Origin of the sequence: Bradyrhizobium sp. UFLA01-814, from assembly GCF_046718885.1 — a bacterium.
GTDB classification, from domain to species: Bacteria; Pseudomonadota; Alphaproteobacteria; order Rhizobiales; family Xanthobacteraceae; genus Bradyrhizobium; species Bradyrhizobium elkanii.
Window position 1 is genome coordinate 1 of the sequence record NZ_JAQOSR010000131.1, and the last position, 26,823, is coordinate 26,823.

General features: G+C 63.8%; 24 protein-coding genes. 12 read left to right on the top strand and 12 right to left on the bottom strand.

The features are described from left to right. Positions 1-424: 424 nt before the first annotated feature. Positions 425-1,666, bottom strand: a complete 1,242-nt coding sequence (locus PMN64_RS31095) for an LLM class flavin-dependent oxidoreductase (RefSeq protein ID WP_411783447.1) — start codon at positions 1,664-1,666, stop codon at positions 425-427. Between the two features lie 272 nt (positions 1,667-1,938). Between PMN64_RS31095 and PMN64_RS31100 the strand changes: the two genes are divergently transcribed. Together PMN64_RS31100 and PMN64_RS31105 are read left to right on the top strand one after the other, a co-directional pair. Next, positions 1,939-3,345, top strand: a complete 1,407-nt coding sequence (locus PMN64_RS31100) for an MFS transporter (RefSeq protein WP_411783448.1) — start codon at positions 1,939-1,941, stop codon at positions 3,343-3,345. Positions 3,346-3,554: 209 nt separating this feature from the next. Further along, positions 3,555-4,730: a PHB depolymerase family esterase gene (locus tag PMN64_RS31105; RefSeq protein ID WP_411783449.1), complete on the top strand. Its 1,176-nt coding sequence runs from the start codon at positions 3,555-3,557 to the stop codon at positions 4,728-4,730. Here the strand turns inward: PMN64_RS31105 and PMN64_RS31110 are convergent, their stop codons facing one another. Then, entirely contained in the window at positions 4,731-5,399 is a 669-nt protein-coding gene (locus PMN64_RS31110; RefSeq protein ID WP_304497800.1) for an MBL fold metallo-hydrolase, read from the bottom strand. It lies immediately after the preceding gene. Positions 5,400-5,574: 175 nt separating this feature from the next. Here PMN64_RS31110 and PMN64_RS31115 point away from each other — a divergent pair, with 175 nt between their 5' ends. Together PMN64_RS31115 and PMN64_RS31120 are read left to right on the top strand one after the other, a co-directional pair. After that, positions 5,575-6,387, top strand: a complete 813-nt coding sequence (locus tag PMN64_RS31115) for an RMD1 family protein (RefSeq protein WP_411783450.1) — start codon at positions 5,575-5,577, stop codon at positions 6,385-6,387. 121 nt (positions 6,388-6,508) lie between these two features. After that, positions 6,509-8,116 (top strand): alpha-amylase family glycosyl hydrolase, encoded by a 1,608-nt coding sequence (locus PMN64_RS31120; protein ID WP_411783451.1) that lies wholly within the window; start codon positions 6,509-6,511, stop codon positions 8,114-8,116. Here the strand turns inward: PMN64_RS31120 and PMN64_RS31125 are convergent. Both PMN64_RS31125 and PMN64_RS31130 read right to left on the bottom strand, forming a co-directional pair. Next, a complete protein-coding gene (locus tag PMN64_RS31125) occupies positions 8,104-9,804 on the bottom strand; it encodes an alpha-amylase family protein (RefSeq protein WP_411783452.1) in 1,701 nt (566 codons plus the stop codon). The two genes, PMN64_RS31120 and PMN64_RS31125, sit on opposite strands and share 13 nt — an antisense overlap. 120 nt (positions 9,805-9,924) lie before the next feature. Further along, positions 9,925-10,113: a hypothetical protein gene (locus PMN64_RS31130; RefSeq protein ID WP_369525546.1), complete on the bottom strand. Its 189-nt coding sequence runs from the start codon at positions 10,111-10,113 to the stop codon at positions 9,925-9,927. 474 nt (positions 10,114-10,587) lie between these two features. Here PMN64_RS31130 and PMN64_RS31135 point away from each other — a divergent pair, with 474 nt between their 5' ends. Further along, entirely contained in the window at positions 10,588-11,070 is a 483-nt protein-coding gene (locus PMN64_RS31135) for an MmcB family DNA repair protein (protein WP_016845513.1), read from the top strand. 283 nt (positions 11,071-11,353) lie between these two features. Here PMN64_RS31135 and PMN64_RS31140 read toward each other — a convergent pair whose 3' ends face one another. Both PMN64_RS31140 and PMN64_RS31145 read right to left on the bottom strand, forming a co-directional pair. Continuing rightward, positions 11,354-11,908 carry an ActR/PrrA/RegA family redox response regulator transcription factor gene (locus PMN64_RS31140; RefSeq protein ID WP_016845514.1) on the bottom strand — a complete coding sequence of 185 codons (555 nt, stop codon included), beginning with the start codon at positions 11,906-11,908 and terminating at the stop codon, positions 11,354-11,356. A gap of 134 nt (positions 11,909-12,042) precedes the next feature. Further along, a complete protein-coding gene (locus PMN64_RS31145; RefSeq protein WP_411783453.1) occupies positions 12,043-13,362 on the bottom strand; it encodes an ActS/PrrB/RegB family redox-sensitive histidine kinase in 1,320 nt (439 codons plus the stop codon). 141 nt (positions 13,363-13,503) lie between these two features. Between PMN64_RS31145 and PMN64_RS31150 the strand changes: the two genes are divergently transcribed. From PMN64_RS31150 to PMN64_RS31165, 4 genes are all read left to right on the top strand, one after another. Continuing rightward, entirely contained in the window at positions 13,504-14,298 is a 795-nt protein-coding gene (locus PMN64_RS31150) for an ABC transporter ATP-binding protein (RefSeq protein ID WP_035631809.1), read from the top strand. Continuing rightward, positions 14,295-15,119 carry an ABC transporter permease gene (locus PMN64_RS31155; protein ID WP_411783454.1) on the top strand — a complete coding sequence of 275 codons (825 nt, stop codon included), beginning with the start codon at positions 14,295-14,297 and terminating at the stop codon, positions 15,117-15,119. Before PMN64_RS31150 ends, PMN64_RS31155 begins: the two co-directional genes overlap by 4 nt. A 128-nt stretch (positions 15,120-15,247) precedes the next feature. Continuing rightward, the gene (locus tag PMN64_RS31160; protein ID WP_028341465.1) at positions 15,248-16,576 is read left to right on the top strand and encodes a polyhydroxyalkanoate depolymerase; all 1,329 of its coding nucleotides are present in this window, start codon (positions 15,248-15,250) and stop codon (positions 16,574-16,576) included. Between the two features lie 198 nt (positions 16,577-16,774). Further along, positions 16,775-17,614, top strand: a complete 840-nt coding sequence (locus PMN64_RS31165) for a M48 family metallopeptidase (RefSeq protein ID WP_028341466.1) — start codon at positions 16,775-16,777, stop codon at positions 17,612-17,614. A 230-nt stretch (positions 17,615-17,844) separates the two neighbouring features. On the opposite strand, the gene PMN64_RS31170 is transcribed toward PMN64_RS31165, so the two are convergent. Further along, positions 17,845-20,106, bottom strand: coding sequence for a transglycosylase domain-containing protein (locus PMN64_RS31170; RefSeq protein WP_411783455.1), 2,262 nt, complete (start codon positions 20,104-20,106; stop codon positions 17,845-17,847). Positions 20,107-20,246: 140 nt separating this feature from the next. On the opposite strand from PMN64_RS31170, the gene PMN64_RS31175 reads away from it, so the two are divergent. Next, the gene (locus PMN64_RS31175; protein WP_212312075.1) at positions 20,247-20,672 is read left to right on the top strand and encodes a DUF1330 domain-containing protein; all 426 of its coding nucleotides are present in this window, start codon (positions 20,247-20,249) and stop codon (positions 20,670-20,672) included. Between the two features lie 207 nt (positions 20,673-20,879). On the opposite strand, the gene PMN64_RS31180 is transcribed toward PMN64_RS31175, so the two are convergent. The 3 genes from PMN64_RS31180 to PMN64_RS31190 form a co-directional block, all read right to left on the bottom strand. Beyond that, the gene (locus PMN64_RS31180) at positions 20,880-22,106 is read right to left on the bottom strand and encodes an ABC transporter substrate-binding protein (protein ID WP_028341469.1); all 1,227 of its coding nucleotides are present in this window, start codon (positions 22,104-22,106) and stop codon (positions 20,880-20,882) included. Positions 22,107-22,486: 380 nt separating this feature from the next. Beyond that, the gene (locus tag PMN64_RS31185) at positions 22,487-23,707 is read right to left on the bottom strand and encodes an ABC transporter substrate-binding protein (protein ID WP_411783456.1); all 1,221 of its coding nucleotides are present in this window, start codon (positions 23,705-23,707) and stop codon (positions 22,487-22,489) included. A gap of 205 nt (positions 23,708-23,912) precedes the next feature. Then, positions 23,913-24,275: a DUF1304 domain-containing protein gene (locus tag PMN64_RS31190; RefSeq protein WP_028341472.1), complete on the bottom strand. Its 363-nt coding sequence runs from the start codon at positions 24,273-24,275 to the stop codon at positions 23,913-23,915. A 184-nt stretch (positions 24,276-24,459) separates the two neighbouring features. On the opposite strand from PMN64_RS31190, the gene PMN64_RS31195 reads away from it, so the two are divergent. Then, entirely contained in the window at positions 24,460-24,984 is a 525-nt protein-coding gene (locus PMN64_RS31195; protein ID WP_196238177.1) for a methylated-DNA--[protein]-cysteine S-methyltransferase, read from the top strand. A gap of 590 nt (positions 24,985-25,574) precedes the next feature. Continuing rightward, positions 25,575-25,751: a hypothetical protein gene (locus PMN64_RS31200; protein ID WP_411783457.1), complete on the top strand. Its 177-nt coding sequence runs from the start codon at positions 25,575-25,577 to the stop codon at positions 25,749-25,751. Positions 25,752-25,757: 6 nt separating this feature from the next. On the opposite strand, the gene PMN64_RS31205 is transcribed toward PMN64_RS31200, so the two are convergent. Both PMN64_RS31205 and PMN64_RS31210 read right to left on the bottom strand, forming a co-directional pair. Beyond that, the gene (locus tag PMN64_RS31205) at positions 25,758-26,132 is read right to left on the bottom strand and encodes a response regulator transcription factor (protein WP_411783459.1); all 375 of its coding nucleotides are present in this window, start codon (positions 26,130-26,132) and stop codon (positions 25,758-25,760) included. Between the two features lie 102 nt (positions 26,133-26,234). Then, positions 26,235-26,823 (bottom strand): response regulator transcription factor (locus PMN64_RS31210; protein WP_411783458.1); only part of this gene is annotated, 589 nt, incomplete at its 5' end.

Here is a 26,823-nt window from a genome sequence, read left to right on the forward strand (position 1 = left end):
ACGGTCCTCAATGCCATGATGCGAGACCGAAAGCCGTACCTGCAGACCAAACCAACATAACAGTTGCCGGCCTTCGCCGGGACGACGCGTGGAAGAATTGTGCACTCACTTCGGTGTCCGGGAGATCCAGTACGCCGCGGCCTCTCGATTCGAGCACAAGCGTCTCTGGAATACTGGGTCAGCCGCATGCGCGAGTGATGATACCGCGGTGTTCGACGTCTTGAATCGCGACCGATCCTCACCGTCGTCCCTGCGAAAGCAGGGACCCATAACCACAAATGGTCATTGTTGAACGACGCTGGAACAGCGAATCCCTTCCACAACACCCGCCGCGGAGTATGGGTCCCTGCTTTCGCAGGGACGACGGTTGTGGATGTGGCGCGATGCTTTTCCCTCTCCCCTTTGGCGGGGCGAGGGTCGCAAATCACACCTTCTGCTTGGCCGCTGCCTTCGCTAGATCCGGCGCATTCACGGCGGGGATCGCGACGCGGCCGGGGCCGGTTTGTTGAAGCGCGGCGGCGGCCTTGTCGTTCTGCATGATCTTGGCCATGACAGCCTGGCCGGCGCGTTCGAACACGGTGCGATTGTCGATCAGGAACTGGCGCGACTTACGCAGGCCGTCGATATAGCCGTTGATCTCGGGCACGACATAGCGCGCCACCATGTCCCAGCTGCGGCGGGTGTTTTCCGGATTGGCCCAGTCGTGCGCGAAGCCGATGATCGAGCCGACGCCGCCGGAGACATCGACCAGATTCTTGATCATCTTGATCAGATCATCCGGCGTGCCGATGGTGGACGCGGCGCCTTCGACGAAGGCGGTCTTGTCGACGGCCTCATCCGGCGAAGAGAACGCCGTCAGGCCCGGCCGCATCAGGGTGCCGACATTATATTCGTTGTGCCAGCGCATCAGCCCGGCGCCGGCCTCGCGCCGCGCCTGCTCGCGGGTTTCGGCGATGTGCCAGGACAGCAGCACGCGCCAGTTGGCGCGGCTCACGGTGGTGCCGGCCTTCTTGGCGGCGTCCTCGGCGAACTGCCATTGCTGCGGCAGCGCCATCAGGCCCTGGGTCGACATCGAGCCGAGCGAGATGATGCCGATGCCGTATTTGCCGGCGAGCGTCATGCCCGATGGCGAGATCTGCGAGGCCACCACGAACGGCATGTCCTCCTGCAGCGGCAGGATCTGCAACGCGGCGTCGTGCATCTCGAACCAGTCGGTCTTGGCGGTGACGCGCTCGCCGTTGAACAGGCGGCGGATCACCGCGATCGCCTCGTCCTGGCGGTCGCGCTGGGTCATCGGGTCGATGCCGAGCGTATGGGCGTCGGAGGCGAGCGCACCGGGGCCGGAGCCGAAGATGGCGCGGCCGCCGGTCATGTGGTCGAGCTGCACCATGCGCTGCGCGACGTTGAAGGGGTGGTGATAGGGCAGCGAGATCACGCCGGTGCCGAGCTTGATGCGCTTGGTGCGCTCGCCGGCGGCGGCCAGGAACATTTCCGGCGAGGCGATGGTCTCCCAACCCGAGGAGTGGTGCTCGCCGCACCAGAATTCGTCGTAACCGAGCGCGTCGAGCTGTTCGACGAAGTCGAGGTCGCGGCGGAATTGCAGCATCGGATGCTCGCCGATCGGGTGATGCGGGGCGAGGAAGGCTCCGAACTTGAGGCGCGCCATGGGTCGTTCTCTCCGGACTATTGTTATCGGGGGCTTTCCGCCAACCTACGGGGTGGCCCGGGGCAAGGCAATGCTCGGGGGTTGCGGCGGTCGCATGGTTGTTGCGCAAATCGGCGGCGATTGCCGCCCTCCGGAATGTTTCCCAGCGCGTCAACGCAAATTGGCAGCCGGGGCTCGAGCGTCCGTGATCCCGGGCTTACCTCGCAGGTAATCGAAGCGATGACCGGAATCTGCTGATGTCCGCCATAACGTCATTTCGGGCAGGACAGGACATGCACCAGATCGTTTCGGCGCGAGCGGACACATCCCGCCGCTGGTGGGTGCTGGCGATCGTGGTGTCAGCGCAATTCATGTTCGGGGTCGATGCCTTCATCGTCAACGTCGCGATCCCAACGATCGCGGCGGAGCTGCACGCGACGCCGGCGCAGATCGAGGCCGTGATCGCGATCTACCTGATCGCCTATGCCACGCTGGTGGTCACCGGCGGCCGCCTTGGCGACATCCATGGCACCAGGAACGTGTTCATCGCCGGCGTCGCCGGATTCTCGGTGACCTCGCTGTGGTGCGGTCTCGCGCAGTCCGGGCCCGAGCTCATCGTCGCGCGGCTCGCGCAGGGCGCAACCGCGGCGCTGATGGTGCCGCAGGTGCTGGCGACGCTGCATTTGTTGTTCTCAGGCGCCGCCCGCGCGCGGGCATTCGGCATCTACGGCATCGTGCTGGGGCTCGCGGGCGCCGCCGGCTTCATGCTCGGCGGCGTGCTGGTGACGCTCGACCTCGCCGGGCTCGGCTGGCGCGCGGTATTTTTCGTCAACGTGCCGTGCGGCGTCGTCATCATCGCCGCGGCGCTGAAGATCATGCCGACGGTGCCGCGCCGCGCCGGCACGCGGCTCGATATCCCGGGCGCGATCGTGCTGTTCGCGGGCCTGCTGTGCCTGATCGGTCCGCTGCTGTTCGGCCATGATCTTAACTGGACGGCATGGGTGTGGCTGGTGATGGCAATGGGCATCGCTGTGATCGCGGCCTTCGTGCGGCTCGAGCGGTCCGTCGCGCGCCGCGGCGGCATGCCGCTGATCGATCTGTCGCTGCTGTCGGATCGCGCCTTCATGCGCGGGCTGGTCGCGGTGTTTTTCTTCTTCTTCGCCAACCTGTCCTTCTACCTCATCATGACCATCTTTATGCAGAAGGGTTTGCAGATTCCGCCGCTGGAGGCCGGGCTGGTGTTCGTGCCGCTGGCGCTGACCTACGTGGTTGCCTCGCGTCACAGCGGCCTGCGCGCCAGGCATCGCGGCACGCTGGTGCTGATCGAGGGCTGTGCGCTGCAGATCGTCGGTCTCGCCGTGCTGGTCGCGACAATTGAGGCGGTCGCGACACCGTCGGCACTGATGCTCGCACTGGTGCTGATGATCTTCGGCTACGGCCAGGGGCTTGTCATGGCGCCATTGTCGAGCGCGGTGCTCGCGAGCGTGCAGCCCGCGAGCGCCGGTGCCGGCTCCGGCATGTACGGCACCACGACGCAGATCGGCAACGCGGCCGGCGTTGCCGCGATCGGCGCAGTCTTCTTCGCAATCGAGAGCACGATGTCAGCACGTCTGGCGCTGTTTGCGGCATGCGCATTGTTTGTGCTGTCGATCGCCATTTCAGCCGCATTTCTGTCATGGATGCGCCGCGCCACCACGTGAATCCGGCAGCACGTGGCGCGCATTCCTGAAAAGTTGGTGCTCAAACAAGGTGCTATGGCAACCATTTCGGCCGGTCCACAGCGCGATCACGCATTAACGCCGATTCTCACAATTCCGCAGGGAAAGACAGCACACGGCCTTTTCATTTTGCAGTGCAGCAATTATCTGATCGGGTGACACAGAAGACTAAATCACCTCAGGAGTTGCTGTTGTCCCTGATCAACAACGTCGAATTTCTGCGTCATCTGCCGAAGATGAACGCGTTCAGCGGCCTTGGCGCACTCACGCCGGCCGTGCCGACGCCGCTCGTCGAGACCACCGAATTCGGCGTCAACCCCGGCGATCTGAAGATGTATTCGTTCGTGCCCGCGCAGCTGGCGCGGTCGCCCGCGCTCGTCGTGGTCTTGCATGGCTGCGGTCAGACCGCCGCGTCGTACGATCTCGGTGCCGGCTGGTCGGCGCTTGCGGCGCATTACGGCTTCGCGCTGCTGATGCCGGAGCAGCAGGCTTCCAACAACGGCAACACCTGCTTCAACTGGTTCAACCCGCAGGACATCGGGCGCGGGCAGGGCGAGGCCGCGTCGATCAGGCAGATGATCGCGCATCTGGTCGGCACGCACGAGATCGACCCGCGCCGCATCTATGTGACGGGACTGTCCGCCGGCGGCGCGATGGCCTCGGTCATGCTCGCGGCCTATCCGGATGTGTTCGCGGCCGGCGCCATCATCGCCGGCCTGCCGTTCGGCGTCGCCACCGATCTGCGCGAAGCACTGCACGCGATGATGCATGGCAGCGCGCTGTCCGCGCCCGAGCTCGGCGGTCTCGTCCGCAACGCCTCGACGCATGGCGGCGCTTGGCCGAAGATCTCGGTGTGGCACGGCAGCGCCGACCGCACCGTGCACCCCGGCAATGCCGATGCGATCGTCCGGCAGTGGCTCGACGTGCACGGCCTGCCGCTGGCGGCGATGTCGAAGGCGGATGTCGACGGCCATCCGCGCGAGGTGTGGTGGAACACCGACGGCGAAACCCTGGTCGAGTCCTACACCATCGCCGACATGGCGCATGGCACGCCGCTCGGGCTTGCCGACAACGACGAGCGCTATGGCGTCGAGGGCGCGTTCCTGATCGAGGCCGGGATCTCCTCGTCCTATCACATCGCAAGCTTCTTCGGCCTGACCGACAAGGTACGTCAGCCGCATATTGCGCCAACCGGAATCCCGCGCGAGCGCGCCGACACGGTGTCGATGACGGTACCGGTGCCCGCGGCCGAGCCGGAGGTGGCATCCGGCCACAACAGCGACCGGCCGCGCAAGCGACGGAGCAAGGGTGTCGATGTCGGCGGCGCCATCACGCGGGCGCTCACCGCCGCGGGGCTGATGAAGTAGCTACATCTCGCCGGTCAGGAACGGATTCGTCATCCGCTCCTGGCCGATGCTCGATCCCGCGCCGTGGCCGCAGATGAAGCCGACATCGTCGCCGAGCGGCAGCAGCTTGTCCTTGATCGACTGGATCAGCGTCGGATGGCTGCCGCCGGGCAGATCGGTGCGCCCGACCGAGCCGGCGAACAACACGTCGCCGACATGGGCGAAGCGCAGCTCCTTGTTGAAGAACACCACGCTGCCCGGTGAATGGCCGGGGCAGTGCAGGATGTCGAAGGTGAGATCGCCGATCGAGACCTGATCGCCCTCGTCGAGCCAGCGGTCCGGTCCGAAATTGCGCACCCCGCTCATGCCGAAGCGTTCGCCGCTCGAGACGACATTGTCGAGCAGATATTTGTCGGCGATATGCGGGCCCTCGATCTTGACCTGCAGCGCGTCGCGCAGTTCGGCGGCGCCGCCGACATGGTCGATATGACCGTGGGTCAGCCAGATCTTCTCGACCGTCACGCCGGTCTGCTTGATCGCGGCCTGGATCTTCGCCACGTCGCCGCCGGGGTCGATCACCACGGCCTTCTTGGTGGGCTCGTGCCAGATGATGGTGCAGTTCTGCTCGAACAGCGTCACCGGCACGATGATCGCGCCGGCCTTCGGTTTGGTGTCGGTTGTCTCGTTCATGAGGGCACCATAGGCTTCCGGCAAACGCCGTCAACACGCACCGGAAATGCGGCTGCCCCGGCGTGTGATCCCAAAACGGACCGTGATAAGGTCATCTCCAGCAGAACAAGTTCGCGAGCAGGCCGGTACGCGGCTGCTCTCGATCATGATGCAAGTCCTCGCAGTCCGGAACTTCATGACCCAGGCTCCCAAATCACCGATCGGCGGACCCCGGACCACCGCGCGCGCCTTCTTCGTCGCGGACCGCATCAACACGTCCGGTCTCGAGCGCGGCGACGTGCTCGCCACGACGCCGCTGGCGTTTCGCGTCAATGACAATGGTGTGGCGATTCTGTTCCGCTACGGCGTCGTCGTCCTGATCGGCCTCAATGCGCTGGAGGAGGATGAATTCCTGCGCAGCCTGCAGTCGCGCATGACCGGCCTGTTTACGCGGCGCGAAGAGGAGATCGCAATCATCGAGCTCGCTGCCGAGAAGGAGGATCAGATTCCGCCGGGCGGCCCGATCTATCTGCAAGGCCTCTCGCCGGAGCGGCTGATCCTGGTCGGCGAGGCGTTGGCGAAAAGCGTGGTGCTGGCGCGGCACGAGCGCGAGGTCCGGGCCGTCTTCGACACGACCGAGCCGCTTGCACGTGAGCTCGCCAAGGGTGGCCGCGTCCATGGCGGCCGCGTGGCGATCCTCAAGCACATCGGCAACGCGCTGCTGGTGCGGCATCGCGTGGCCGGACCGGTCGAAGTGTCGGAGAAGCCCGATATCCTCTGGGACAAGCCGCAGCTCGAGCGACTCTACGCGAGGCTCGAGGACGAGTATGAATTGAAGGAGCGTGCGGAATCGCTGAACCGCAAGCTCGCGGTCGTCGCCGAGACCGCGCAGGTGCTGACCGACATCATCGACACCAGCCGCTCGCTGCGGCTGGAGCTGATCATCGTCTTCCTGATCCTGTTCGAGGTGCTGATCACCGTCTATCAGCTGGCGATCGCCCGGCATTGAACGGGCTACAGCGGCCGAATCCGGCCATCTTTCCGTCCCGAATTGTGCGTCATCCCTGAACCGATCGGCCGCGCCGGGCGCGGAGCGGCCTGGGCCGGGCTGCGGAGCTTGGGGGGACGGGATGGATCAGGACGACAGGGACTGGTGGCGACGCGGCATTTTCTATCAGGTCTATCCGCGATCGTTCGGAGATAGCGACGGTGACGGCGTCGGCGATCTCAAGGGGATCATCACGCGGCTGCCCTATCTGACGCGGCTTGGCGTCGACGCGGTGTGGCTGTCGCCGATCTTCCCGTCGCCGATGGCCGATTTCGGCTACGATATCTCCGATTACACCGGCATCGATCCGTTGTTCGGGACGATGGAGGATTTCGACGCGCTGGTCGCGGCCGCGCACGATTCCGGCCTCAAGCTGATCCTCGATCTGGTGCCGAACCACACATCCGACCAGCATCCCTGGTTCATCGAGGCGAAGAGCTCGCGCGACAACCCCAAACGCGACTGGTACATCTGGCGCGATCCGGCGCCGGACGGCGGCCCGCCCAACAACTGGCTGTCCGAGTTCGGCGGCAGCGCCTGGGCGTATGACGAGGCCTTAGGCCAATACTATTATCATGCCTTCCTCGCGCAGCAGCCCGATCTCAACTGGCGCAATCGCGAGGTCAGGGACGCGATCTACGACGTGATGCGCTTCTGGTTGCGCAAGGGCGTCGACGGTTTTCGCGTCGACGTGATCTGGCACCTGATCAAGGATGCCGAATTCCGCGATAACCCGACGAACCCGCATTATCGCGCGGACCGGCCGCCGCACGAGAAGCTGCTGACGCAATATTCGACCGATCAGCTCGAGGTGCACAGCGTCATCACCGAGATGCGCGGCGTCACCGAGGAATTCGACAACCGCGTGCTGATCGGCGAGATCTATCTGCCGCTGCACCGGCTGGTTGCCTATTACGGCAACGATCTGCGCGGCGCACAGATGCCGTTCAACTTCGCGCTGCTGTCGACCTTGTGGAGCGCGCGAGCGGTCGAGATGATCATCGCCGACTACGAAAAGGCGCTGCCGCCGGGTGCGTGGCCAAACTGGGTGCTCGGCAATCACGACCGGCCGCGGGTGGCAAGCCGAGTGGGGCCGGCGCAGGCGTCGGTCGCCGCGATGCTGCTGCTGACGCTGCGCGGCACGCCGACGCTCTATTACGGCGACGAGATCGGCATGCGCCAGGTTGCGATTGCACCGGATCAGGTGCGCGATCCCTTCGAGAAGAACGTGCCGGACATCGGCGTCGGCCGCGATGGCTGCCGGACGCCGATGCAATGGAGCGCCGAGCGCCATGCCGGCTTCTCTACGGCTTCGCCGTGGCTGCCGCTGGCGCAGGATTTTGCCAGCGACAATGTTGCAAGTCTCGAGGCGGAGCGGGCGTCGATCCTCAATCTCTACAAGGCGCTGATCGCGCTGCGGCGAAGGCTGCCGCAACTCGTCCATGGCAGCTATGAGCCGGTGGCGGCGCACGGTGATGTGCTGCTCTACCGGCGGCGCAGCACTGAGGGCGTCGCCGTGATCGCGCTAAACTTCGGCGCGGCCGCCGCGTCGGTCTCCTCAAGCGCGATCGGCTTCAGCAATGAGGTCCTGCTGTCGACCTTGATGGACCGGCAGGGCGAGAAGGTCGAAGGCGTGCTCGATCTGCGCGCCAATGAGGGCGTGATCCTCGGACCGCATCAGGACGATTGACGCCGTGTGCGGGGCTCATTGGTATCGATGTCGCTGCGCTTGAGCAGGTAGTCGAGCCCACCGACCCGATACCAGCGATAGCCGTAGGCCTCGATCAGAAGCTTGTGACGACCGGCATCGTCGGCGCGGCTGTGGTCCTCGGTCAGGAGATTAACGAGGAGATTGCCGGCGTCGTCGGGCAGCCCGACGTTGAAAGATATCTCGAGCGGCTTTTCCGCGAAATTGTGCACGAACAGCACCGAGTTGTTACGCCAGTCGTACCGGATGATCAGGATGGCGGGATTTCGGGTTGCGATGACCTTGAAATCTCCCCAGCCGACCTCGGGGACTTCCTTGCGCATGCGGACGATGCGCTCGGTCCAGTTCAGCATCGAATTGGGGTCGCGCCGTTGCTTGGCCGCGTTGACGTGCTCATAGCCATACGGTCCATTGTCGATGATGGGCACACATGGCCGATCGCTTTCGGTGAAGCCGGCGTGCGGCTCGGTCGACCATTGCATCGGCGTGCGCGCGCAACCGCGCTCGGGCAGGTCGAGATTGTCACCCATGCCGAGCTCATCGCCGTAGCGGATCACGGGCGTGCCGGGAAGCGTGCACATCACGCTGTAAGCGAGCTCGATGCGTCGGCGGTCGCCGCCCAGCATGGGCGCAAGCCGTCGCCGGATGCCGCGGTCGTAGAGCTGCATGCTCTTGTCGGCACCGAATGCCTCGAACACGGTCTCGCGCTGCGGCTTGGTGAGGCGGCCGAGGTCGAGTTCATCATGATTGCGCAGGAACAAGCCCCATTGTGCGGTCGCGGGCCGTGGCTTGGTCGCCGTGAGGGCCTTCGCCAACGGCTTCGTATCCGCCGACGCCAGCGCGTAGAACAGATGCTGATTGACGTGGAAGTTGAACATCATGTGCATTCGGTCGCCGTCACGCCCGAAATATTCCATGTCCGTCTCGGGCAATACGTTGGCTTCGGCGAGAATGATCGCGTTGCCCTGGCGCCATTGCAGGAATTCCCGAAACGATCGCAGCATGTCGTATTGCTCGACCGGCTTGCGCCTCGAGGCGCTTTTGGTCGCGATCACGAACGGCACGGCGTCCATGCGGAAGCCCGAGACGCCGAGCTGGATCCAGAACCCCATGATCTTGAGGATCTCGGCCTGCACATGCGGGTTCGATGTGTTGAGGTCCGGCTGGAAATCGTAGAAGCGATGAAAGTACCAGGCACCGGCTCGCTTGTCGCGCGTCCAGGTCGATTTCTGAACGCCGGGAAATACCATGCCGGTATTGGCATTGGCGGGCTTCTTGTCCGACCAGACATACCAGTCGCGGTACGGCGAGTCCTTCGAGCTGCGCGCTGATCGAAACCAGGCGTGCTGATCCGAGGTGTGATTGACGACGAGGTCGATGATGACGCGGATGCCGCGCTGCTGGCAGCCATGGGTGAATTCAACGAAATCGCCCAGCGTGCCGTAGCGCGGCTCGACGTCGTAATAATCCGAGATGTCGTAGCCGTCGTCCCTGTTGGGCGAAGGCTGAAACGGCATCAGCCAGATCGCGGTGATGCCGAGCCCGTGCAAATAGTCCAGGCGCCGCAGCAGGCCGCTGAAATCGCCGATGCCATCGCCGTTGGCATCCATGTAGGTGCCAACCGACAGGCAGTAGATCACTCCGTTCTTGTACCAGAGGTCGTCGATCACCAGGTAAAATCCTCTCCGGTCCACCCGTGGCGGCGGCCGGGAGGATAAGCGGTGAGGCGGCGACGGGTTCCTGCGGAGCGCCGTCCCGCAAGGAGCCGGACGACGCTCCGCGTCGAGCGGCTACCGCTTGATCTGCGCCTTCAGCGTGTCTTCGACGACGCGATCGAACGACGACGCCTTCGGCGCGCTCTTGCGGTGCTCGGCGACGTATTTGTCGCGCTTGGCGACCAGCGCAGCGAGCTTCTCGTTCAGCGCCTTGCGCTGGGTGATCTGCTTGTCGATCTCGGCGCTGCGTGCTTCCGGCTTCATGGCGCGGAGATTGTCTGGCAGATCCTCGTCCCTGACTTTGCCACATCGTTGCGGCCGGCCGCGACGTCGGCGACCAGGTCACCGTCGCCGGTGACCGCCTCCGATGAAGCTTGCCATCTCGGACGCACGGGCCGGCGAAGCCGCGGCGACGCTCGCCAGCTGCTGGGTCTTGGATTCCGTTCGCTCCTGCAGTGCGCGCGGACCGTAGGGGATCACGGTGCCGTTGATCTGGCGCTGCAGGATGATGATGTCCTCGTCGAACGGCGTCTCGATGGTGACGATCTGGCCGCGTCCCTCGGAACCAGGTTCCGTCGGCTTCGCGGTGCCTTGAGGCTGGAATCAAGGCGCCTTCCTCGCGAATCTGCGGCCGATTCCGGCGCTGCCGCGCTCTATCGGTTGGAGCATGATCTTCGCCGAAAACCGGCTTTTACTTTTCCGGATCATGCTCTCGCGGAATCGGCTAATCTTCGCGCAATGGACTCATCCGCCCGCCAGATCGCGCTTGTGCCCGCGCCCGACCGACGCCAGTCGGAGACTGCGCTTGCGATCGCGCGCGGCACGGCGAGGCTTCTGAGATCGCTGGGATTTTCGTGCATCAGCGAATTGCCGCTGCCGTCCGGCCGAAGAGCCGATCTGGTCGCGCTGAACGAGCGCGGCGAGATCTGGATCGTCGAGATCAAGTCATCGGTCGAGGATCTGCGCGCCGACCAGAAATGGCAGGACTACCGGATGCATTGCGACCGGCTGTTCTTCGCCTTCACGCAGGATCTGCCGTGCGAGATCTTTCCCGTCGACACCGGTTTGATCATCGCCGACGCCTATGGCGCGCATCTGCATTGCGAGGCGCCGGAGCATCGCCTGCCGGCGGCAACCCGCAAGGCGATGACGGTGCGTTTTGCCATGGCGGCGGCGCAGCGGATCAACCGCCTGGTCGATCCGCAGGGGCACGAGTTTTAGGACAGGTGCGGTTGTGATCCGTCATCCTGAGGAGCCGCGAAGCGGCGTCTCGAAGGATGCACGGCCCGGCTGATGGCCGTCGATCCTTCGAGGCTCGCTCCGCTCGCGCCTTGGGATGACGGTGTGAAATCAAGTAGCCCGGATGGAGCGCAGCGCAATCCGGGTGAGTCTTGCCGCGGACTGCGCTGCCCCGGATTTCGCTTGCGCTCCATCCGGGCTACGGGAGATCGAACGGAAATGGCCGGGACTGAGCCCGGCCATCGCAAACCAATATGAATCCTGCTTAGCGCGGTGCGCGCTTGGCGAGGATGCGCTGCAAGGTGCGGCGGTGCATGTTGAGACGGCGCGCGGTCTCCGAGACGTTGCGGTTGCACATCTCGTAGATGCGCTGGATGTGCTCCCAGCGCACGCGGTCCGCCGACATCGGATTGGCCGGCAGCTCGGACTTCTCGGTGCCAGTCGCGAGCAGCGCGGCGACGACGTCATCGGCGTCGGCGGGCTTCGAGAGATAATCGACGGCGCCCATCTTCACCGCGGTGACGGCGGTGGCGATGTTGCCGTAGCCGGTCAGCACGATCGCGCGCGCCTCGGGGCGCTTACGCTTCAACGCCGAAACGACGTCGAGGCCATTGCCGTCGCCGAGCCGGAGGTCGACGACCGCGAAAGCGGGCGCAGCGCGGCCGATCTCGGCGAGACCATCAGACACCGTGTCGCATGACTTCACTGCGAAGCCGCGCGTCTCCATCGCGCGCGACAGGCGTTCCAGGAACGGCTTGTCGTCCTCAACAATGAGGAGCGAGCGGTCAGCATGGTCATTCAATTCAGTGATGGCGTTCACGGTCCATTTTTCCCTGTGGCAGACACCAGCAATATGGGGTCCTACCGTGGCGCTGCCAAGGCAGCCGAAAGTCGCGTGCTCGTCTGGAAAGAGCAATGCATCCGTAATGCCAGAGTTGCGATTAAGAATCGTTCTTAGGATTCGGTTTCGTCGCCCGGCGCGGCTTCCTCAAAGCTCTCTCGCGGCCAGACGATCTGCACCACGGCGCCGTGATCGGGGAAGGTGCGATTGGTAAACGACACCTTGGCGCCGGTGCGTTCCAGCAGCGTCCTTGCGATGAAAACGCCCAGACCGAGGCCCCCACGTGGGTTTTGGGCCTCATCCGCACCCCGGCGGCGTGACAGATACGGCTCGCCGATCCGCTTCAGCATGTCGGGCGCGATGCCTGGACCGTCGTCGGAGACGACGACCTCAACGGTCTCGGCGTTCCACCACGCGTTCACCTCGACGGTCTGGTGCGCGAAATCGACCGCATTTTCGAGAATGTTTCCGACGCCATAGAGGATCGCCGGATTGCGCGCGGCGACCGGTTCAGGGGTTGCTGCGACAGCAAGCCGCACCTTGATGTTGATGCCGAAATCGCGATGCGGCGCCACCGCCTCCTCGATCAAGGTCGACAGCTTCATGGTGTCGAATGGCGCACCGCTCGATGACAATTGCGCGATCTTGCTCAGGATGTCGCGGCAGCGCTGCGCCTGCTCGCGCAGGGTCTTCAGGTCGCCGGCGATCGCAGGGTCATGCACCGTCTTCTCGAGCTCGCGCGAGATCAGGAAGATCGTCGACAGCGGCGTGCCGAGCTCGTGCGCGGCGGCGGCGGCGAGGCCGTCGAGCTGGGTCAGGTGCTGTTCGCGTGTCAGTACCAGCTCGGTCGCGGCGAGCGCATCGGAGAGCTGGCGTGCTTCCTCGGTCACCTGGAATGCGTAAAGACTGGTGACACCGATCGCGAGCAGGATCGAAAGCCAGACACCGATCAGATAGATCGGCGGCAGCACCAAGGGATCGTCGGCATCCCAGGGCAGCGGTAGATGGTAGAAGAACAGCGCCGAGGCGCAGGCGACCGCAAGGCAGCCGAGCGCGATCGTCAGCCGGATCGGCAGCACGGTGGCCGAGATCAGGACCGGTGCCAGGAACAGGAACGAGAACGGGTTCTGCAATCCGCCGGTGAAGTACAAGAGCCCGCCGAGCTCGACGATGTTGAACGCGAGCAGCGCGGCGGCATAGGCCGGCTCCAGCCGCTGCATCGGGTTGAAGGCGATCTGCAGCGCCAGATTGAGCAGCGCCGAGAACGTCACGATGGTGACGCATGGGACGATCGGAACGTCGAATTCCAGTCCCTGCGCCACGATGAAGATGGCGACGAGCTGGCCGAGCGCGGCGAGCCAGCGCAGCCGCAGGATCGTATCCAGGCGGACGTAACGGCGGGGTTGGCGGAAATCGGAGGCGACATCGGTCATTCCTGGACCTTAGCTGTGCCGTGGGCGGCGCACAAATTCGCGACTTGGCGCAACGATGCAGGGCAAGCCTTTAATTACAGCCAAGCCTTTAATTACCGCCGAGCCTTGCGCTTATTGTCGCAATGGCTCAATGACGGCCATATGCAACAGATCGGGACAGGTCAGGCGCAAACGCCGGCGGTCGATCAGGGCGGATCGGCCGCGATCGACGTCGCGCATCTGGTCAAGGTCTACAAGACCACCCGCGCGGTCGACGATATTTCGTTCCGCATCGCGCGCGGCAGCATCACCGGCCTGCTCGGCGGCAACGGCGCCGGCAAGACCACGACGATTGCGATGATCATGGGCCTGGTGCTGCCGACCTCGGGCAGCGTCGAGGTGCTGGGTGCACGAATCCCCGAGCAGCGCTACGATGTGCTCGGCCGGATGAATTTCGAAAGCCCTTATGTCGACATGCCGATGCGGCTCACGGTGCGGCAGAACCTGACCATTTTCGGCCGCCTCTATGCCGTGCAGCATTTGCGCGAGCGGATCGACCAGCTCGCCGACGATCTCGATCTCAAGGAATTCCTCGATCGCTCCAACGGCAAGCTCTCCGCCGGGCAGAAGACTCGCGTCGCGCTGGCGAAGGCGCTGATCAACGAGCCCGATCTCTTGCTGCTCGACGAGCCGACCGCATCGCTTGACCCGGATACCGCCGACTGGGTGCGGCAGCATCTCGAGACCTATCGCAAGACCCATAACGCGACCATCCTGCTGGCGTCACACAACATGCTGGAGGTCGAGCGCCTCTGCGACCGCGTCATCATCATGAAGCGCGGCAAGATCGAGGATGACGACAGCCCCGAGCGGATCATGGCGCGCTACAACCGCGACACGCTGGAGGAGGTGTTTCTCGACGTGGCGCGTGGCCGGGTGCGGGAGGGGGCACCATGAGCGAACTCGTCAGCCAGCACCAGCACACCATTTCACTGCAACGCATCAACGCGATGGTGCTGCGCTATTGGTATCTCTTGATGTCGTCATGGCCGCGGCTGCTGGAGCTGGTGTACTGGCCGGCATTGCAGATCATCACCTGGGGCTTCCTGCAGAATTACATCTCGCAGGCGTCCGGCTTCTTCGCCAAGGCGGGCGGCACGCTGATCGGCGCTGTGATCCTGTGGGACATCCTGTTCCGAGGGCAGCTCGGCTTCTCGATCTCGTTCCTGGAGGAGATGTGGGCGCGCAATCTCGGCAACCTGATGATGAGCCCGCTCAAGCCGATCGAATTCCTGCTCTCGCTGATGATCATGAGCCTGATCCGGCTCGCCATCGGCGTGATCCCGATGACGCTGCTGGCGCTGTTCTTTTTTAGCTTCAACTTCTACGCCATCGGGCTGCCGCTGATCGCGTTCTTCTGCAATCTGATCTTCACGAGCTGGTCGGTCGGCGTGTTCGCCTCGGGCCTCGTGCTGCGCAACGGGTTAGGGGCGGAAAGCATCGTCTGGACGCTGATGTTCGCGGTGATGCCGCTCGCCTGCATCTATTATCCGGTCGAGGTGCTGCCGGCCTGGCTGCAAGCCGTCGCCTGGACGCTGCCGCCGACCTATGTGTTCGAAGGCATGCGCTCGCTGTTGATCGATCACGTCTTCCGCGCCGACCTGATGGCGTGGGCGCTGGCCATCAACGCCATCCTGTTCGCTGCCTCTTTTGCGATCTTCCTTGCCCTTTTGCAGAGCGCCAAGCGCAACGGCTCGCTGCTCGCCGGTGGTGAATAAATGTCACTTTCTCGTGGATTCTCGGTGTATTAGCCCGATATCGACCCCAGATTCGGCTCGCGGCGCATTGACGCATTGTTACGCATTGGTCAGTATGCTGCGGCGCAAAACAGGGGTCTGAAAATACTATGCCCATCGGTGAATTTGGCGGTGCCCCGCCACTAGCGGCGGAAGGCAGCCCGGCACTCACGACGCCGTTGTACTGGATGTACGAGATGGCGCATGCGTCGCTCAACCCGGTGCGCGCGGTGACCGACGCCACCAAGATCCTGTTTCAGAATCCGCTCAATCCGTGGACCCACACCGAGTTCGGCAAGTCGATCGCCGCCGGCTGCGAGCTGTTCGAGCGCACCACGCGCCGCTACGGCAAACCCGAATGGAACCTGCCGACGACCGAGGTCAACGGCATCCGTACCCCGGTGGAGGTCCGTTCGATCTGGGAAAAGCCGTTCTGCCGCCTGCTGCATTTCGATCGCAAGCTGACGCGGCCGTTGCGCTCGCCGCAGCCGCGCGTGCTGATCGTGGCGCCGATGTCGGGCCACTATGCGACGCTGTTGCGTGGCACGGTCGAGGCGTTCCTGCCGACCCATGAGGTCTACATCACCGACTGGGCCGATGCGCGCATGGTGCCGCTCGCGGCCGGCCGGTTCGATCTCGAGGACTATGTCGACTACCTGATCGAGATGCTGCACGCGCTCGGCGGCAACATGCACGTCATCGCGGTGTGCCAGCCTTCGGTGCCTGTCGTGGCAGCTGTTTCGGTGATGGAAGCCAATAACGACCCGTTCGTGCCGCTGTCGATGACGCTGATGGGCGGGCCGATCGACACCAGGCGCAATCCGACCGCGGTCAACAACCTCGCGGAAGAGCGCGGCATCGAGTGGTTCCGCAACAATGTCATCACCAAGGTGCCGTTCCCGCATCCGGGCGTGATGCGTGACGTCTATCCGGGCTTCCTGCAGCTCAACGGCTTCATCAGCATGAACCTCGACCGGCACATGGACGCGCACAAGGCGCTGTTCGCCAATCTGGTCAAGGGTGACGGCGATCTCGTCGACAAGCACCGCGAATTCTATGACGAATATCTCGCGGTGATGGACCTCACCGCCGAGTATTACCTGCAGACCGTCGACCTCGTCTTCGTCAAGCACGCGCTGCCGAAGGGCGAGATGACCCATCGCGGCAAGCCGGTCGATCCGTCGAAGATCCGCCGCGTCGCGCTGATGACGGTCGAAGGCGAGAAGGACGACATCTCCGGCCTCGGTCAAACCGAGGCGACGCACGCGCTCTGCACCGCGATTCCGAACCATCGCCGCGTGCATTACGTGCAGAAGGGCGTCGGGCACTATGGCGTGTTCAACGGCTCGCGTTTCCGCTCCGAAATCGTGCCGCGAATCTCCGATTTCATGGTTTCGGCGGCCAATACGCGGCTTTCCCTGGTCGCCGCGGCCGAATAGGTATCACCCCGGCCGCGATTGTTGCAGTCGCGCAAGTCACTGATTTAACTAAAAGAATCTCAAATCGGCCAAGGCTCAAGTGATGAATTTATTTTCATTTCTTAGGCCTTTTTCGTAACCTTAATTCATCGAAAAAATTCCGGTTCCGACCCCTGCCGGTAGAGGTCAATTAACGGCCAGCCCCTGTATATTGGGCAAATGATTTGTTTTTGCGCCGAGCGCTTTCCCTGGCGGCGGATATGGCAAAGTTCGGGCGAACTCCTGCTCCCCGGACTCTCAGAAATGGCTACTCGCGCGCTCCTCTATCGGCGGCCTGCCGAACCCGCGACCGTATTGGTCAGACACGGCTCCCAGTTCTTCACCGTCAGGTTGCGCCGGCACAGGCGCGCGCGCCGCTACACGCTCAGGATACATCCGACCGATCGCGAGGCGATCCTGACGATGCCGCCGCGCGGCACGATTCCCGAAGCCAAGGAGTTCGCGAATCTCCATGGCGGCTGGATCGCCGCTCGTCTTGGCCGCTTGCCGAAGGCGGCGCCGTTCCAGCCCGGCACCGTGGTGCCGTTGCGCGGCGTGCCGCATCGGCTGGTGCACCGCTCGGGCGAGCGCGGCACGGTATGGACCGAGACGCGCGACAGCGGCGAGAAGATCATCTGCGTCGCCGGCGGCGTCGAGCACATGGATCGCCGCGTGCACGACTTCCTCAAGCGCGAGGCGCGCAAGGATCTGCAGAAGTCGGCACAGCTTCACGCCGCGGAACTCGGTGTGCGGGTACGCCGGATCTCGATCCGCGATCAGTCGAGCCGCTGGGGCTCGTGCACCTCGGCGGGTTCGCTGTCGTTCTCATGGCGGCTGATCCTGGCGCCGCCCTTCGTGCTCGATTACCTCGCCGCGCATGAGGTCGCCCATCTCGTCGAGATGAACCACTCGGCGCGGTTCTGGCGGGTGGTCGACAAGGTCTGCGCCTCGGTGACGCGCGCCAAGAACTGGCTCGATACCTACGGCAACGACCTGCACCGCTACGGGATTCAGGAATAGGGGAACTCTTAGCCCCGAACGTTGCTGTCGTCGCCCGCGAAAGCGGGCGATCCAGTATTCCAGAGACAGTTGTATTTCGGCGGATGAACCGCGGCGTACTGGATCCCCGTGCGTAGCCCGGATGGAGCGAAGCGCAATCCGGGGCGGCTCTCAACACGGCGCGACCTGTCCCCGGATTTCGCTCCGCTTCATCCGGGCTACGAAGCTACGCGGTTCGTCCGCCCGGCGCCTTACCGAAACAACCGATCCGCCAGCCAGCCGTCCAGTCCGGCCGCAGCCTCGGGCCGCGCGTTCGGGTTGGGTGGTGCCGAGGCGCGGGCCGGGGTCGGCGGGGGCGCGCGATAATAGCCGCCACCGGATGGTGCCGGCACTGGCGGCTGCGGTGCCTGCATCGGCGGCTGAATCTGCATCGGTCCCGCCGGCGCAGACGGCGCGGTGACCTGCGACGAGATCTGCATCAGGTTCGCCGGCCCCCAACTGCCTTGCGAGTTCGGGATCGCCGCGACCGGCACGCCCTGATGCGCCGCCTTCATGAAGCGGGTCCACACTTCGACCGGCAAGCCGCCGCCGGTCGCCTTCTTGGTCGGTGAATTGTCGTCATTGCCGAGCCAGACGCCGGTGACGAGCTTGGCGGTGTAGCCGATGAACCAGGCGTCGCGATAATCCTGGCTGGTGCCGGTCTTGCCGGCGGCGGTCCAGCCCGGGATCTCCGCCTTGCGCGCGGTGCCCGAGATCAGCGTCTCGCGCATCATGCTGTTCATCATCGAATCATAGCGCGGCTCGATCACCTGGTTGGGCGGATCGGTCGGACGGTCATAGAGCAGCTTGCCCGAACTGGTCTTGATTTTGGTCACCACATGCGGCGACACCACGTAGCCGCCATTGGCGAACGGCGCATAGGCGCCGACCAGCTCGATCACGGAGACTTCGGAGGTGCCGAGCGCAATCGAGACGTTGGACTCAAGCTTGGAGGAGATGCCGAGCCGGTGCGCGGTACGCACCACATTCTTGGCACCGACCTCGACGCCGAGCCGCACCGCGACCGTGTTCAGCGACATCGCCAGCGCCTGGGTCAATGTCACCGAGCCGAAATATTCGTGGGTGTAGTTCTCTGGCTTCCAGCCCTTGATGTCGAGCGGCGCGTCGGTGCGGATGGTGTCCGGCGTCAGCCCTGCTTCGACCGCGGTGAGATAGACGAACGGCTTGAACGCCGAGCCAGGCTGCCGCTTCGCGGTGACTGCGCGATTGTACTGGCTCTCGGAGTAGTTCCGGCCGCCGACCATGGCGCGCACCGCGCCGTCCGGCGTCATCGCCACCAGCGCGCCCTGGCTGACATTGAACTTCACGCTCTTGGCGGCGAGCTCATCGATGATGGCGGCTTCGGCGACGTTCTGCAGCTTCGGATCGATCGTGGTCTGCACCACGATGTCCTGGTCGATCTGGCCGACCAGATCGTCGAGCACTTCGCCGATCCAGTCGGCGACATAGTTCACGGTGCCGGCGCCGGCCGGCTTCACCGCAATCGAGGGCTGGCCGATCGAGGCCTTGGCCTGCGCCTCGGTGATGAACTTGGCGTCGGCCATCGCCGCGAGCACGACCTGCGCGCGCTGCTCCGCGCCTTCCGGGTTGCGGTTTGGCGCGAGCCGCGACGGCGACTTGACGAGACCGGCCAGCATCGCGGCTTCCGGCAGCGTGACGTTCTTCGCCGACTTGCCGAAATAGCGCTGCGCTGCGGCCTCGACGCCATAGGCGCCGGACCCGAAATAGACCCGGTTGAGATAAAGCTCGAGGATCTCGTTCTTGGAATGCTTGCGCTCCAGCCAGAGCGCGAGCTCGGCTTCCTGCAGCTTGCGCTGCATGGTGCGCTCCTGGGTCAGGAACAGGTTCTTGGCGAGCTGCTGGGTCAGCGTCGAGCCGCCCTGCGAGACGCCGCGATGCAGGATGTTGGTCACCGCCGCGCGCAGGATGCCGACCGGGTCGACGCCGTAATGCGAATAGAAGCGGCGGTCCTCGATCGCGATGAAGGCCTTCGGCAGATAGGGCGGCAGATCCTTCAACGCGATGTTGGCGCCCGCCATCTCGCCGCGTTGCGCCAGCACGCTGCCGTCGATACCGACGATCTGGATCGTCGGCGGACGCTTGGGAATCTCCAGCGACTGGATCGGCGGCAGATGCGCGCCGACCCACACCACGACACCGATCACGGCAATGCCGGCCCACAGGCCGAGCACCGCAGTCCAATAGAACAGGCGGCCGATACTGAGGCCGCGCGACTTGCTGCGCCGCTTGCTGCTGCTGCGTGACGGGCGCGGTTTCTCGCTACCGGAATCGCTGCTCTTGTCGCTGCTCTTGGGTTTGGATTTGGCGGGCTTGTCGTCGTCGTCGCCGCCGGGAATGCGATCGGATGGCGACAGTCTGAGGTCGGCAAGCGCGGCCGGAAGCCCGAACAGCGGCTCCTTGCGCGCACCGCCTTTTTTACGTCCCCACGCCATCCGCAACGCTCACACCCTGACAGGGACGCACGCTAGCGTTCCCGGTTTAAGGGGCGGTTACGCAAAGCTTAACGGGGGATTAGGAGGTGAGGCAGCGCGTTGCTATATGACGCTGGAACAAAGAAAACAGGGAGCACCGCATGGGCCATATCGATCCGACCAAGGACGTCTTCGCGCAATTCCGGGACAACAACCGGCCGGGCCCGATCCACATGCTCAACCTGGTGCGCTTGCGCGAATGGGCAGCCTATCCCGACGGCCGCAAGGCCACCGGCGCGGAGGCTTATGCGGCCTACGGCCGCGAGAGCGGGCCGGTGTTCGAACGGCTCGGCGGCCGCATCGTCTGGCAAGGCCGCTTCGAGCTGATGCTGATCGGCCCGCAGGAGGAGCGCTGGGATCACTGCTTCATCGCGGAATATCCAAGCGTCGCAGCCTTCGTCGAGATGATCCGCGATCCCGTCTATCGCGAGGCCGTGAAACACCGCCAGGCGGGCGTGGAGGATTCGCGCCTGATCCGGCATGCGGTGCTGCCGGTCGGCAAGAATTTCGGCGAGATACCGGAGTAGGCGTCCAAGCAACGAGCGTTCACTATGACCGTCACCCTGAGGAGCGCGTAGCGCGTCTCGAAGGGTGCACGGCCCCGCTGGTGGCCGTCGACACTTCGAGACGCCCCTTCGCGGCTCCTCAGGGTGACGGGGATAGATGGCGGCGCTCATCGCAAAAACAAATCGGCGGCCCGGAGGCCGCCGATCGCATTCAAGCCTGCGCGAACACTAACCCGCCGGGCCGGCGTCCTCGAGGATGGGGCCGAACAGCTCCCAGCGCTCGCCGTTGAAGCGCATCATCTGCAGCTGCTTGTTGACGCGATAGTCGTTCGGCGCGGTGTTGCCCTTGATGCCGGGCAGCGCCATGTCGAGCTCGACATTCTTCAGGTTGGTCGCCTGCTTCAGCACGTTGTCGCGTGTCAGGTCGTCGCCGCACTGCTTCAGCACATGCACCATCAGCTGGGCGGTCGAGTAGCCATAGGTGTTGAAGTTCGAGTTCTTGTCGCCGTCCGGATAGTACTTTGCCATGAAGTCGAAATAGCGCTTCATGCCCGGATCGTCCTTCCACTGCGGATCGGCCGGATCCTTGCCGTAATTGGTGCTGATCAGGCCCTTGGAGGCTTCCAGGCCCGCCGGCTGCAGCACGGCGCCGACCGAGGTCGCGTTGATGTCGACGATGTGGATCGGGTGCCAGCCGAGTTCGGCGATCTTCTTGATCGCCTGCGCCGCCTGCTTCGGCGTCGAGGCCGAGAAGAACAGGTCGGCGCCGGCATCCTTGATCTTGATCACCTGGGAATCGATGGTCGGGTCGGAGACCTCGTAGGAGGCTTCGGCCACGATCATCTTGGCGGCCTTGTCGCCGAGGCCGGCCTTGATGCCGTTCAGATAATCCTTGCCGAGGTCGTCGTTCTGATAGAGCACGCCGATCTTGGCGTTGGGATGTTCCTTCAGGATGTACTGGCCGTAGATGCGGCCTTCGACGAAGTAGTTCGGGTTGAAGCCGAGCGTCCAGGGGAAGTTCTTCGGGTCGGTGAACTTCGAGGCGCCGGTGGCGGCAAACAGCTGCGGCACCTTCTTGCCGTTGAGATATTTCTGCACGGCGGCGTTCGACGGCGTGCCGACGATCTGGAAGGTCAAGAGCACCTCGTCGCTCTCGACGAGCTTGCGCACCTGCTCGACGGCCTTGGGCGGCGAATAGGCGTCGTCATACTGGATCAGGTTGATCTTGCGGCCGTTGATGCCGCCCTGATCGTTGATCATCTTGAAATAGGCCGCCTGGGTCTTGCCGATCGAGGCATAGGCGGAGGCCGGTCCGGAGAAGGGGACGGTCTGGCCGATCTTGATCTCGGTGTCGCTTGCGCCGGGATCGTATTTCTTCTGCGCAAAGGCCGGACTTGCGGACAGCGCAATCGCGAGCGCCGTTCCCGTGACCAGGTGGAAAATCCCGTTCCTCATGATGCTGTTTCCCTCACGTGACTGATGGTTGGCCGATGATCTTGTCCGCGGGTTCAAGGTCCCGCGGTCGCCATCGCTGGGCCGGGATACTGGAGGAACCGTTATTGCAACGCAAGACGAGCGCTGCCGAAAGGGTGAGCGATTTCAGTCAACCAAAGTAGGGGGCGGTGCGAAAAGAAGGGTGGAGCGGCGCGAAGGTTGGGGCCCGCTTTACCTCGCCCCGCCTGCGGGGAGAGGTCGCATCGCATCGAAGATGCGATGCGGGTGAGGGGGAGTCTCCGCGGGCGCAGCTAATGCAGCGGTGTGCGGAAGCAGCCCCTCACCCCGACCCTCTCCCCGTAAGAACGGGGAGAGGGAGTAGAGTCTCGTCCCGACCGCGGCTAGCCCGCCGGTCCGGTGTCCTCGATGATCGGGCCGAACAGCTCCCAGCGCTCGCCGTTGAACTTCATCATCTGCATCTGCTTGTTGATGCGGTAGTCGTTCGGGCCCGTCGTGATCGACATGCCCGGCAGCGCGAGGCTCGGCACGAACTTCCTCAGGCTGGTCACCTGCTTCATCAGGTTCTCGCGGGTGAGGTCGTCGCCGCATTGCTTGAGCACCTGGATCAGGAGCTCGGCCGTCGAGTAGCCGTAGGTGTTGACGGTGTTGAGCTTGTCGCCTTCCGGATAATACTTGTCCATGAAGGCGAAATAGGCCTTCACGCCGGGATCGTCCTTCCATTGCGGGTCGGCGGGATCCTTGCCGTAATTGGTCGAGATGATACCCTTGGAGATGTCGAGACCGGCCGGCTTCAGCGTCGCCGACACCGGGCTCGCGTTGATGTCGAGGATGTGCACCGGGTTCCAGTTGAGATCGGCGATCTTGCGGATCGCCTGCGCGGCGAATTTCGGTGTCGAGGCGTCATACACCAAATCGACCCCGGCGGCCTTCAGCTTCACGATCTGGGAATCGACTGTCGGGTCGGTCAGCTCGTAGGACACCTCGGTGACGATCATGCTCGCGGCCTTGTCGCCGAGCCTGCTCTTCAGGCCGGTGATGTAGTCGCGGCCGAGATCGTCGTTCTGGTAGAAGATGCCGATCTTGGCGTTCGGGTGATTGGCCAGGATGTATTTGGCATAGATGCGTCCCTCCGACTGGTAGTTCGGGTTGAACGCGATCGTCCACGGCGCATTCTGCGGATCGGAGAAGCGCGACGCGCCGGTGGAGGCGAGCAGCTGCGGTACCTTCCTGGCATTCAGGTATTTCTGCACGGCGGCATTCGACGGCGTGCCGATGATCTGGAACGTGAACAGCACCTCGTCGCCCTCGACGAGCTTGCGCACCTGCTCGACCGCCTTCGGCGGCGAATAGGCATCGTCATACTGGATCAGGTTGAGCTTGCGGCCGTTGATGCCGCCCTGCTCGTTGATCATCTTGATATAGGCGGCCTGGGTCTTGCCGATGCCGGCATAGGCGGATGCAGGGCCTGAGAACGGCACGGTTTGGCCGATCTTGATCTCGGTGTCGGTCGCGCCGACGTCGTATTTCTTCTGCGCGGTGGCCGATGTAACCGACAACGCGATCGCAAGCGCCGTCGCAGCGAGCAATTGCACGCTTCTCATGTCCGTGACCTCCCATGTTGCCGGTGATCTTGTCCGCAAGCGACGGCCGGCGGATGTCACCGTTGTCAGGGATGATGGAGGAACGTCGGGGGCATTGCAAGGCGATGCACCCTGAGCGCGACGTCGCGTTTGAGCATGATCCAAAAGTGTGAAGCGGCTTTCCCGAGCGGATCATGCTCAGGAAAAACAAAAGCGCGCCCGCGCTTTAAGCAAGCCAGAGCAGGATCAGCGCGAGCGCAGCCGGAGCTGCCTGCACATAAAGAATGCGGCGGCTGACGGTGGCGGCGCCATAGGCGCCGGCGACGATCACGCAGAGCAGGAAGAATGTCTTGATCTGGAACGCGAAGCCGGCGTTGCCGTGCACCAGGCCCCAGATCAGTCCGGCGGCGAGGAAGCCGTTATAAAGCCCTTGATTGGCGGCGAGCACCGCAGAATCCGTTGCCTTCTCGATCGAGTTGCGGAAGGTCTTCAGCCCGAGCGGCCTGGTCCACAGGAACATCTCGAGCACAAGGAAATAGATGTGCAGCGCGGCCACCACCGCGACCAGAATATTGGCAAGCAACAGCATATTGCGGTCCCCCCAGAGCTTCGGTTCTGATTGAATCAGAACCGAAGCTCAAGATTCTTGTTTGACGCGTTGTCTTCACGCGAACCGGTGTCCACTTCGCTCAAAAACGCTCTAACCGGAATTCGGGTGGACGCTAGCATGCGGGCGGTGAATTGTATGCCGAGCAACTCCGAGAGTGATGACGATGGCCGACCGCAAGACTGCAACGACTTTCAACCTCGACCGGCTCAAGACCCCGATCGGTACCGCGCTGCTGGTCATCGATCATGACGGCGTGCTGCGCGCGCTCGACTGGGACGACTATGAAGGGCGCATGCTCGACCTGCTGCGGCTGCATTATGGCGCCGTGACGCTGCGGGACGGCCGCGCGCCGGCTGCGATGCGCAAGGCGCTCGGCGATTACTTCAAGGGCGATCTCGATCGGCTCACCGACGTCGAGTGGCGCGTCGCCGGCACGCCGTTCCAGCAGAAGGTCTGGCACGCGTTGCCGAAGATTGCGCCAGGCACCACCATGAGCTACGGCGCGCTGGCGGCGAAACTGAACGCGCCGAACGCGATGCGCGCGGTCGGTCATGCCAACGGCTCCAACCCGATCAGCGTCGTCGTGCCCTGCCACCGCCTGATCGGCGCCAACGGCTCGCTGGTCAAATATGGCGGCGGGCTGGAGCGCAAGCGCTGGCTGCTGCGTCACGAGGGCGTGGAGGTCTAGAGCGTTTTCGAGCGAAGTGGGCACCGGTTCGCGTGAAGAAAACGCGTCAAAACAACGATCAGCGGCCCACTTCAGCCGCCGGTGCGGCGATCAATCGAGATCTTCGCGGGGCATGTTGCGCAGATCGCGCACGATATAGAGGAAGACAACGAACGAGGGCACCCACGCAAGGATCGCTCCTGCCAGCATCGCGTCGACCGTCGTCATCGAGATTCCCTCAGGCGCTGTTGGCACTCGCCGTCAGATCGGCTTTTCGATGGGGCGCCGGTTCTGGGGAAGGGATACAGCCACTTCCAATAGGCCTTGTTGCGCTCCAGCTGCCGCTTGTGGACGTCGCGGCACTTCGTCGAGCAAAACTGCTCAAAGTACCAGCTATGCCGGATCAGCCCGAAAGGCCGTTTGCATCCCGGGTTTCCGCAACGGGCTGTCATGACACTGCCTCCGCATTCGAACGCGTGAACCAGCGGATGAAATTCTCCTGACCTTTGTAAAGGCACAGGCGTCCGCAATAGCGTTCACCCGCCGGATTTCGCAAACAGATGATCTTGGGCTCTTCGCTGTCACACTGGGCGCAGCGCGGTTCCGCACGCATGGCGACCTCCCTCCGAGGAATTGCCATCTGCCAATCAAAATGTCTGGTGCTGTCCTTGCCGCCGATCTTCCCGAAGGACGACGATGCGAACTCTCGCGCCGCCGCCATCCATGCGCAACTTGTCCAGATGTTTTGTGGCATCATCCTTGCGTATAGCCGGCCCGGTGATGGCTGATTCAACTCACGCACCCGGCGCTGTGCTGTGCTGCGCGAGGGCGGTATCGAGGCATTTGATCAGGACGTCCCCGTCGCAGGGCTTGCTCAGAAAGCAGATCGCTCCAGCCTTCAGCGCCCGGATGCGATCGCTTTCGACGGAGAACGCCGTGACGAAAATGAACGGAAAGCGGCGTCCGCTGGCAATCAGGTGGCTCTGCAGGTCGAGCCCGCTCATGGCCGGCATCCTGACGTCCGCGATCACGCAGGATGTGTCGTTCAGGCGAGGCGAGTGCAAAAATTCCTCGGCCGACGCGTAGGTCTCGACCGCGTAGCCCAGCGACCTGACGAGGTTGTCGGTCGCGGCGCGAACTGACATGTCATCGTCGATGATTGATATCACTGGCGGATTTGGCAAGGAGGTTTTCCCGGCCCGGAGGGGCCCCTGGTGGTGCGATCTTGTGCCGACCACAGTGCGTCGCCAATCGGGGCCGGAGAATCATACTTAGGTTTGCGCCCCGCCGGATGCCTGCCCGATGCCGAGCATCTGTGCCATCCTGACCAGGTCGGGCAACGATTTCGCCGCCATCTTCCGCATGATGTGCCCGCGATGGATCTTGACCGTGATCTCGGCTACGCCGATTTCCGCGGCGACCTGCTTGTTCATGAGCCCCGCGGTGACGAGGCTCATGATCTGGCGTTCACGCGGCGTCAGGGTCGCGAAGGCGGCGCGCAGGCTCGCAAGAACCTTGGCCTCATCGCGACGATTCCGGTCGCGCTCGATCGCTGTCGTGACGGCATCCAGCATGTCCTGGTCGCGGAATGGCTTGGTCAGGAAGTCGACCGCGCCGGCCTTCATGGCCCTGACCGTCATCGGGATATCGCCGTGGCCGGTCATGAAGATGATCGGAATGTGGATGCCGACCTTCGCCAGCTCCGCCTGAAAGTCCAGCCCGCTCACCCGCGGCAACCTGATGTCGAGGATCAGGCAGCTCGGGACATCCGGGGGCTTGCGCTGCAGAAATTCATGCGCCGAGCCGAACGCTGCGGTCCGCAAGCCGACGGACCGGAACAGATTGCTCAGTGCGTCGCGC